The organism is Nocardiopsis sp. NRRL B-16309 (genome assembly GCF_001279585.1).
Classification (GTDB): domain Bacteria; phylum Actinomycetota; class Actinomycetes; order Streptosporangiales; family Streptosporangiaceae; genus Nocardiopsis.
In genome coordinates this window covers 39,065-45,789 of the sequence record NZ_LGEC01000098.1, presented here as the reverse complement: position 1 = coordinate 45,789, position 6,725 = coordinate 39,065, and the positions used below count along the sequence as shown (strand labels likewise).

The following is a 6,725-nucleotide window of genomic DNA, read 5'->3' as shown; positions in this document are numbered from 1 at the left end:
TCGAGCGCGGCGGCGGCGTCCGGTGCGTGGTCAACTTCGCGGACGAGCCCCACCCGCTGCCCGAGGGCGCCGAGGTGCTGGTGTCCAGTGCCCCGGTCGCGGACGGCCGTCTGCCCAAGGACGCCGCGGTGTGGCTGCGCCTGCTGTGAGGGCGCGGTGGGCGTGCGCTGGCGGTGGCCGTTCGCGCGTTCGCGCGCCGGCGGGGCGGCGGGGAGGCGGGGCGCGGGACGTTCCGCCCGTCGGCGCGGGGCCGTGGCCGGTCGTCCACAGGCGGTCATCCCCCCTGGCCAACGCGGGTCCGTCGTGAGAACCTGCGGATATGGGTACCGAAGGCAAGGCACTGCTGGAAGGCGGACCCGAGGAGCTCCAGGAGCGGATCGTGTCCGTCGACCGTCCGGGGGACGAACTGAAGCTGCCGTACCACAACGGGTACGAGCACTTCGTTCCGACGCCGAGACAGGCGCACACGTCCGACGGGCACGTGCCCGTCTACGAGTGGACGGAGCGCACCGAGATGGCGGGCTGACCCCGGCTGCGAAGGCGGGGCGGGTCGGACGCGGTTCCGTGCTGCGGTGAATGATGCGCTGCGGGTTCGCGCGGGCTGGTCGGTCCGGGCCGGGTGCGTCGTGTCGGAGGCCGCTCACGGCTCCATGGCCACCAGCCGTGCGCTCTCCTGCCACAGCCGCTCGCGGCGCGCGGCGTCCACGGTGTGCCCGGGGGTCGGTACGGCGGTGCGGTCGGCGTAGAAGCCGCCGGCGCGTCCCGCCACCTCCGGGGACGTGGCCAGCCAGACCGGAGTGCCGGCGCCCGCGTCGGGTCCGCGGCGCCGCGGATCGAGCTCGACGATGGTGCCGAGGAGCCGCTCCAACCCCCGGGCGTCGCGGCCCGGCCCGGTGCCGGAGATGACCGGGGGTCGGTCGGCGGCCGTCAAGACCCGCCGGGAGAGGCGGGCCGCGACCGGCGGATGGCGGGGACGGAGAGTGCGGGCGGTCAGCCTGGAAGCGGGACCGCGTGGCCGGAGACCCGTACCCGGGCGTCGTCGGGGTCGACCGCCACCGTCAGAGCGCTGGGCCGACCCATGTCCTCGCCCTGGCGGACCGTGACCACGGTCGGCTGGGGGGTCAGGCCCAGGTCGCGCAGGTAGCCGCCGAACGCGGCCGCCGCCGCGCCGGTGGCCGGGTCCTCCACGACGCCGCCCACGGGGAAGGGGTCGCGGGCGTGGAACAGGTCGGGGCCCTCGCGCCACACCAGTTGCAGGGTCGCCCAACCGGCCCGCCGCATGACCGCGGCGAGCGCGTCGAAGTCGTAGTCCAGGTCGGCCAGGCGGTCACGGGTCGCGGCGGCCAGGACGAGGTGGTGCACGCCACCGAAGGCGACTCGGGGCGGCAGGGCGGGATCGAGGTCCTCGCGGTGCCATCCCAGCGCGGCCAGCGTCGAGTCCAGTTCGACCGCGTCGGCCGGACGCGTGCTGGTGGGGACGCTGGTCAGCGTGGCGCGCATCGCCTCGCCGGCGTCGGCTTCGGTGTCCACCGGGACCTCCCCGGCCGGGGTGTCGAACACCAACGGGCCCGTACCCAGGCGTTCGGCCAGCGCGACGGCCGTGGCGACGGTCGCGTGTCCGCAGAACGCCACCTCCGCCAACGGACTGAAGTAGCGCACCGCGAAGCGCCGCCTCCGCTCGTCGCGCGCCGTGACGAAGGCCGTCTCGGAGTAGCCCACGTCCGCGGCGATGGCGAGCATGGCGTCGTCGTCGAGTCCGGCGGCGTCCAGGACGACACCGGCGGGGTTGCCGCCGGAGGGGTCCGTGGTGAAGGCGGTGTAGCGCAGGATCTGCGTCGTGCTGGTGTCCATGCGTCCACCCTGGCACCGGACGGCCATGAACAGAAACGATGATTCGTCATGGCGCCGATCGAATATCCCGATGCCGTGGTGCCGGGGGTGTGCGACCGGCCCCTCTCGCGACGGGCCCACCGGACGCGTCCTAGGGTCGGGGTATGGACACCCGTCTGCTCCGGACCTTCACCGCTCTGGCGCGCACCGAGAACTTCACCGCCGCCGCGGAGGAACTGCACCTGGCCCAGTCCACGGTCACCGTGCACATCCGTGACCTGGAGAAGGAACTGGGCACCCGGCTCTTCGACCGACTGCCGCGCGGTGCCCGCCTGACCTCGCACGGGCACCGGCTGCTGGCCCGGGCCGAGGAGGTGCTCGACGCCGAGGCCCGCCTGCGCGCGGCCGCCGACGAGGACTCGCCGCTCAGCGGCCGAGTCCTCATCGCCGCCGGGGAGACGCTGTGTTCCTCACTGCTGCCGGGGGTGGTCGCCGACCTGCGGGCCGCCGAACCCGGTATCGACGTCCGGATCCACGCGTCGGGCACGGCCGAGGCCGTCGAGGGACTGCGTTCGGGGCGCGTGGACGTGGCACTGCTGTTGGAGGAGGAGGCGGGCGCGGCGGACGTGGTCGTCGAGGTCGTGACTCGGCTGCCGCTGGTGCTGGTGGCCGCGCCCGGGCATCCGCTGGCCGCTCTCGGCCGCCCGGTGACGCCGACCGAACTGGCCGCGACCGACGTCTTCCTGCTGGAGGAGGGCTGCTCCTACAGCGACGCCCTCGCGCGCGACCTCGCCGCGCTGCCGGGGGCCCGGCCCCGGACCACCCGTTTCGGCAGCGCCGAGGCGGCCCGGACATGCGTGGCCGCCGGGCTCGGCGTCGCCCTGCTGCCGAGGGTCGGAGTCGACCAGGCCCTGGCCGACGGCCGCCTGACCGTCCTGGAGGGGCCCGGGGCACCCGACGTCGCGGTGCTGCTCGCACGCCACCGAGCGCGGTGGGCCTCCCCGGCGGCGAACGCCGTCACCGGCGCGCTGGAGCGCGGGCTGCGCCGGGGCGCCGCCGGGGGAGGCCGGGTCCTCACTCGTGCGTGAGGCGGACCAGCATCTTGCCGGTGTTGGCGCCGCGCATCATCGAGGTGAAGGCATCGAAGGCGTTCTCGATGCCGTCGACGACGGTCTCCTCCGTGCGCAGGGATCCGTCCGCCAGCCAGGTCGCCGCGCGGCCGACGAACTCCGGCACCAGGTGGAAGTGGTCGGCCACGTTCATGCCGCGCAGGGTGATGCGCCTGCCGATGGCCAGCGGCAGTGTGCGCGGCCCGGCCGGCGCCTCGGTGGCGTTGTAGACCGAGATCGCCCCGACCAGGCCCACGCGCCCGCGCAGGTTCATCGCGCCCAGCGCCGCCTCCAGGTGGTCGCCGCCGACGTTGTCGAGGTAGACGTCGATGCCCTCGGGCGCGGCCTCGGCGAGCTGTCCGGGCAGGTCGCCCTCGCGGTAGTCGATCGCGGTGTCGAAGCCGAAGTCCTCGACGAGCCGCCGCGCCTTCTCCGGGCCGCCGGCCGAGCCGATGACCTTGGCCGCGCCCAGGTGGCGGGCGATCTGCCCGGCCACCGAGCCGACCGCTCCGGCCGCGCCGGACACGAACACGACGTCGCCCTCCCTCACCGGGGAGACCTCCACCAGCGTGGCGTAGGCGGTCAGACCCGTGGTGCCCAGGACACCCAGGTAGGCCTGGGCGGGGGCCAGGTCCGTGTCCACGGTCTGGAGGCCCTCGGCGTCCAGCAGGGCGTACTCGCGCCAGCCCTGGAAGTGGTTGACCGTCGTGCCGACGGGCACGCCGTCGGACCCGGAGGCGACGACGGTCCCCACGGCGCTGCCGGTCATCGTCTCGCCGAGCTCGAACGGCGGGATGTAGGACTCCCCTTCGTTCATCCGCCCGCGCATGTACGGGTCGACCGACAGCCAGTCGTTGCGGACCAGGACCTGCCCCGGAGCCGGATCGGGCACCGTGGCCTCGGTGAACGCGACGTCGCTGTCGCGGGGCTCGCCGGTGGGGCGGGCGGCCAGCTGCCATTCGCGGCTGGTGACGGGCATGGTGGACCTCCGTGTGGATGGTGTGCGGGTGGTGCGGCCGGCGGTGCGGCGGACGTGCCGGCGCCGGGGACTGGAGTGGACGGCGGCGGATCAGTGGCGGAGGCCGGGCGGCGCGAGCAGGCCCTCGGCGAGCACCCGGACGGCCGGACGCAGCAGGGCCTCGCCGCCGGGGGCCGACTCCAGCCCCTTGACCAGGGCGAGACAGATCTCGGCGGCCTCGCCGGGGCCCAGGCCGCGCGCGGTCCCGGCCTCGGCGAACACGCCGCTGAACAGCGCGCGCAGGTCGGCGGTGAAGGCCTGGCAGATACCGCCGAACAGCCGGGCGCGCTCGTCGACCAGTTCGGCGGTGTGCGGCGAGCCTTCGGACAGCGACCGCTCCAGGTCGTACTTGGCGACGGCGATCCCCTCGACCCGGCGCGCGGGCGGCAGGTCGGCGGCGGCCGCCCGGCCGGCCCGGTCCAGGGCCCGCGCGTGCAGGCGCTCGGCCAGCAGCCGGAAGGCGTCGTCCTTGTTGCGGACGTACTGGTAGACCGCCGACCGGGACACCCCCATGGACGAGGCGATGTCGTCCATGGTCGTGCGGCGCGCGCCGTACCGCGCCAGGCACTCGTAGGCGGCGTCCAGCACGTCGGCGAGCCGGTCGGAGCCCATGGTCAGCCCAGCAGCCGGAGCAGTTCGTCGGCCAGCGGGCCCGACGAGGCCGGATTCTGTCCGGTGGCGAGGTTGCGGTCGACGACCACGTGCGGCTTCCAGGGCTCGTCCTCGACGAAGTCGGTGCCGATCCCGACCAGCCGGTCCTGGAGCATCCACTTCGCCCGGTCGGCCAGTCCCGCCTGGGCCTCCTCGGCGTTGGTGAAGCCCGTCACGCGGTAGCCCGCGAACGGCGAGCCGCCGTCCCCGTCGTCCGCGGCCAGCAGGGCGGCCGGCGCGTGGCAGACCACGCCCAGCGGCTTGCCGGAGGCCAGGGCCGCGGTGAGCAGGGCTCCGGACTGGGCGTTCACCGCGAGGTCCTCCATCGGGCCGTGCCCGCCGGGGTAGAAGACCGCCGCGTAGTCGGCCAGGTCGACGTCCTCCAGCCGGAGCGGGCGGCGGAGCTCCTCCATCGACTCCAGTGCGGCGGCGACCTCCTGGGCGCCCTCCGGCCCGCCGTTGGCGTCGGGGGAGAGGCTGCCCTGGTCCACGGGCGGTACGACACCGCCGGGGGTGGCCACGGTGATCTCGTGGCCGGCGGCGGTGAGCCTCCGGTGGGGGGCGACGGCCTCCTCGGCCCAGAAGCCGGTGGGGTGCTGCGTGCCGTCCGCCAGCGTCCAGTGGTCGGCGCCGGTCATGACGAACAGGATCGTGGCCATGGTGTGTCCTTCGGGATGCGGGGGCCTCGCGGCCGGTGCTGTACACGACCTGACGTTCGCTGTGCGATCCGTCAGTTCGTCGACGTACTCGAAGGTAGGGGCACTGGCATCGGATGACCAATAGGCATGCCACGATCCGACATAGGGACTTCTATGGATCTCCTCCGCGGCGGAGCGCTCCGGGGCTCCGGGCCCGGTGGGGGCGGGTCCGTGGGCGCCCAGCGCGTCGGCGGGCGCCCGCCGGGCCGGGCATCCCGGTGACCGGTCTCTCCAGGGGGAGTGACGTCGGGAACCAGACGGTGGGGACCAGACGTCGGGAACCAGACGGTGGGGACCGTCAGTCGCCCGCGGCGTCCGTGCGGCGCAGCCGGTTGTTCTCGTCCTGGAGGTCGAGGATCTGCTCGATTCCGGTGAGGTTGACACCCTGCCCGAGGAGTTCGCTGATCCGTCGCAGGCGCGCGATGTCGTTGTCGCTGTACAGGCGGGTGCCGCCCTTGGTGCGCGCGGGGGAGAGCAGGCCGCGCTGCTCGTACAGGCGCAGGGACTGCACGGACACGCCGGCGAGCCCGGCGGCCACGGAGATGGTGTAGAGGCCCTGGTCGGGCCGGGGGCGGGCGTCGGTCATCGGCGTGGTTCCTTCCGGGGTGCGGGCAGCGCGGCGCCGAGATGTTCCAGAGCCGCGCGCTGGTCGGCCGAGAGGGGGCCGGCGGGGACGTCGATCGCGACGTCCAGGACCAGTGCCCCGCTGCCGCCGCGGCCGGGAACGCCCTGGCCCGGAAGGGTGATCGTAGCGCCCTGGGCCGTACCGGGTGGAACGGGCACACGCAGCTCCCGGCCGTCCAGCCCGGTGATCGCGGCCTCAGTCCCCAGGACGGCCTCGGCATAGCCCAGTGTGAGCGTGGCGCGCAGGTCGCGGCCGACTCTGCGGTAGACGGGGTGGTCGGCGACCAGCACCGTCACGACCAGGTCGCCGGGTGCTCCGCCGTGCGCTCCGGCTCCGCCTCGTCCGGCCAGGCGGAGCCGGGCGCGGTGCCCGGTGCCCGGCGGTACGGCCACGGTCACCGTGCGGCCCTCCCCGAGGCGCAGGGCGGCGGGTCCGCCGTGCACCGCCAGGGGGAGTCCGATCCGCAGTGCCGCCGTCCGGTCGGCGCCACGGCGCGGGCGGGCACGGCGTACCCGCACGGGGACGGGCACGCCCCGCCGCGGAGGCGGGGTCGCGGGCCCGGAGCCGGGCTCCGTTCGCGCGCGGGGCCGGGCGAGGGCTTCGTAGGCGTGGCGCACCCGCGCGAAGGCGGCCCCGTCACCGCCGGGCGCGTCGGGGTGGTGGCGCCGGGCCAGGGCCCGGAACGCCCGGTCCACCTCCTCGCGGGTCGCGCCCGGCGACAGGCCGAGGACGGCGTGGGGGTCTTCCTTGTCCTTCACCTTTCCTCCCTCTCGCGCCATGGATGATCTTTGACA

General features: G+C 75.0%; 10 protein-coding genes. 3 read left to right on the top strand and 7 right to left on the bottom strand.

All coding sequences use genetic code 11. From position 1 onward, the window contains the following. Both ADL05_RS29980 and ADL05_RS22915 read left to right on the top strand, forming a co-directional pair. A partial coding sequence (locus ADL05_RS29980; RefSeq protein WP_156365983.1) for a DUF3459 domain-containing protein occupies positions 1-149 on the top strand: 149 nt, incomplete at its 5' end. A 170-nt stretch (positions 150-319) separates the two neighbouring features. Further along, positions 320-526 (top strand): DUF5988 family protein, encoded by a 207-nt coding sequence (locus ADL05_RS22915; RefSeq protein WP_053619069.1) that lies wholly within the window; start codon positions 320-322, stop codon positions 524-526. 114 nt (positions 527-640) lie between these two features. Here ADL05_RS22915 and ADL05_RS22910 read toward each other — a convergent pair whose 3' ends face one another. Further along, positions 641-931 (bottom strand): hypothetical protein, encoded by a 291-nt coding sequence (locus tag ADL05_RS22910; RefSeq protein WP_053619068.1) that lies wholly within the window; start codon positions 929-931, stop codon positions 641-643. Between the two features lie 59 nt (positions 932-990). Then, positions 991-1,851, bottom strand: coding sequence for a PhzF family phenazine biosynthesis isomerase (locus ADL05_RS22905; protein WP_053619067.1), 861 nt, complete (start codon positions 1,849-1,851; stop codon positions 991-993). Positions 1,852-1,994: 143 nt separating this feature from the next. Here ADL05_RS22905 and ADL05_RS22900 point away from each other — a divergent pair, with 143 nt between their 5' ends. After that, the gene (locus tag ADL05_RS22900; protein ID WP_053619066.1) at positions 1,995-2,918 is read left to right on the top strand and encodes a LysR family transcriptional regulator; all 924 of its coding nucleotides are present in this window, start codon (positions 1,995-1,997) and stop codon (positions 2,916-2,918) included. Here ADL05_RS22900 and ADL05_RS22895 read toward each other — a convergent pair. The 5 genes from ADL05_RS22895 to ADL05_RS22875 form a co-directional block, all read right to left on the bottom strand. Beyond that, entirely contained in the window at positions 2,905-3,918 is a 1,014-nt protein-coding gene (locus tag ADL05_RS22895; protein WP_053619065.1) for an NADP-dependent oxidoreductase, read from the bottom strand. The two genes, ADL05_RS22900 and ADL05_RS22895, sit on opposite strands and share 14 nt — an antisense overlap. 90 nt (positions 3,919-4,008) lie before the next feature. After that, entirely contained in the window at positions 4,009-4,569 is a 561-nt protein-coding gene (locus ADL05_RS22890; RefSeq protein ID WP_053619064.1) for a TetR/AcrR family transcriptional regulator, read from the bottom strand. 2 nt (positions 4,570-4,571) lie between these two features. Beyond that, positions 4,572-5,267 carry a type 1 glutamine amidotransferase domain-containing protein gene (locus ADL05_RS22885; protein ID WP_053619063.1) on the bottom strand — a complete coding sequence of 232 codons (696 nt, stop codon included), beginning with the start codon at positions 5,265-5,267 and terminating at the stop codon, positions 4,572-4,574. A 337-nt stretch (positions 5,268-5,604) separates the two neighbouring features. Next, the gene (locus tag ADL05_RS22880; protein WP_053619062.1) at positions 5,605-5,892 is read right to left on the bottom strand and encodes a MerR family transcriptional regulator; all 288 of its coding nucleotides are present in this window, start codon (positions 5,890-5,892) and stop codon (positions 5,605-5,607) included. Next, on the bottom strand, positions 5,889-6,689 hold the full coding sequence (locus ADL05_RS22875; protein WP_053619061.1) for a DnaJ C-terminal domain-containing protein: 801 nt from the start codon (positions 6,687-6,689) through the stop codon (positions 5,889-5,891). The genes ADL05_RS22880 and ADL05_RS22875 overlap by 4 nt, the downstream gene beginning before the upstream one ends. Between the last annotated feature and the right edge of the window lie 36 nt (positions 6,690-6,725).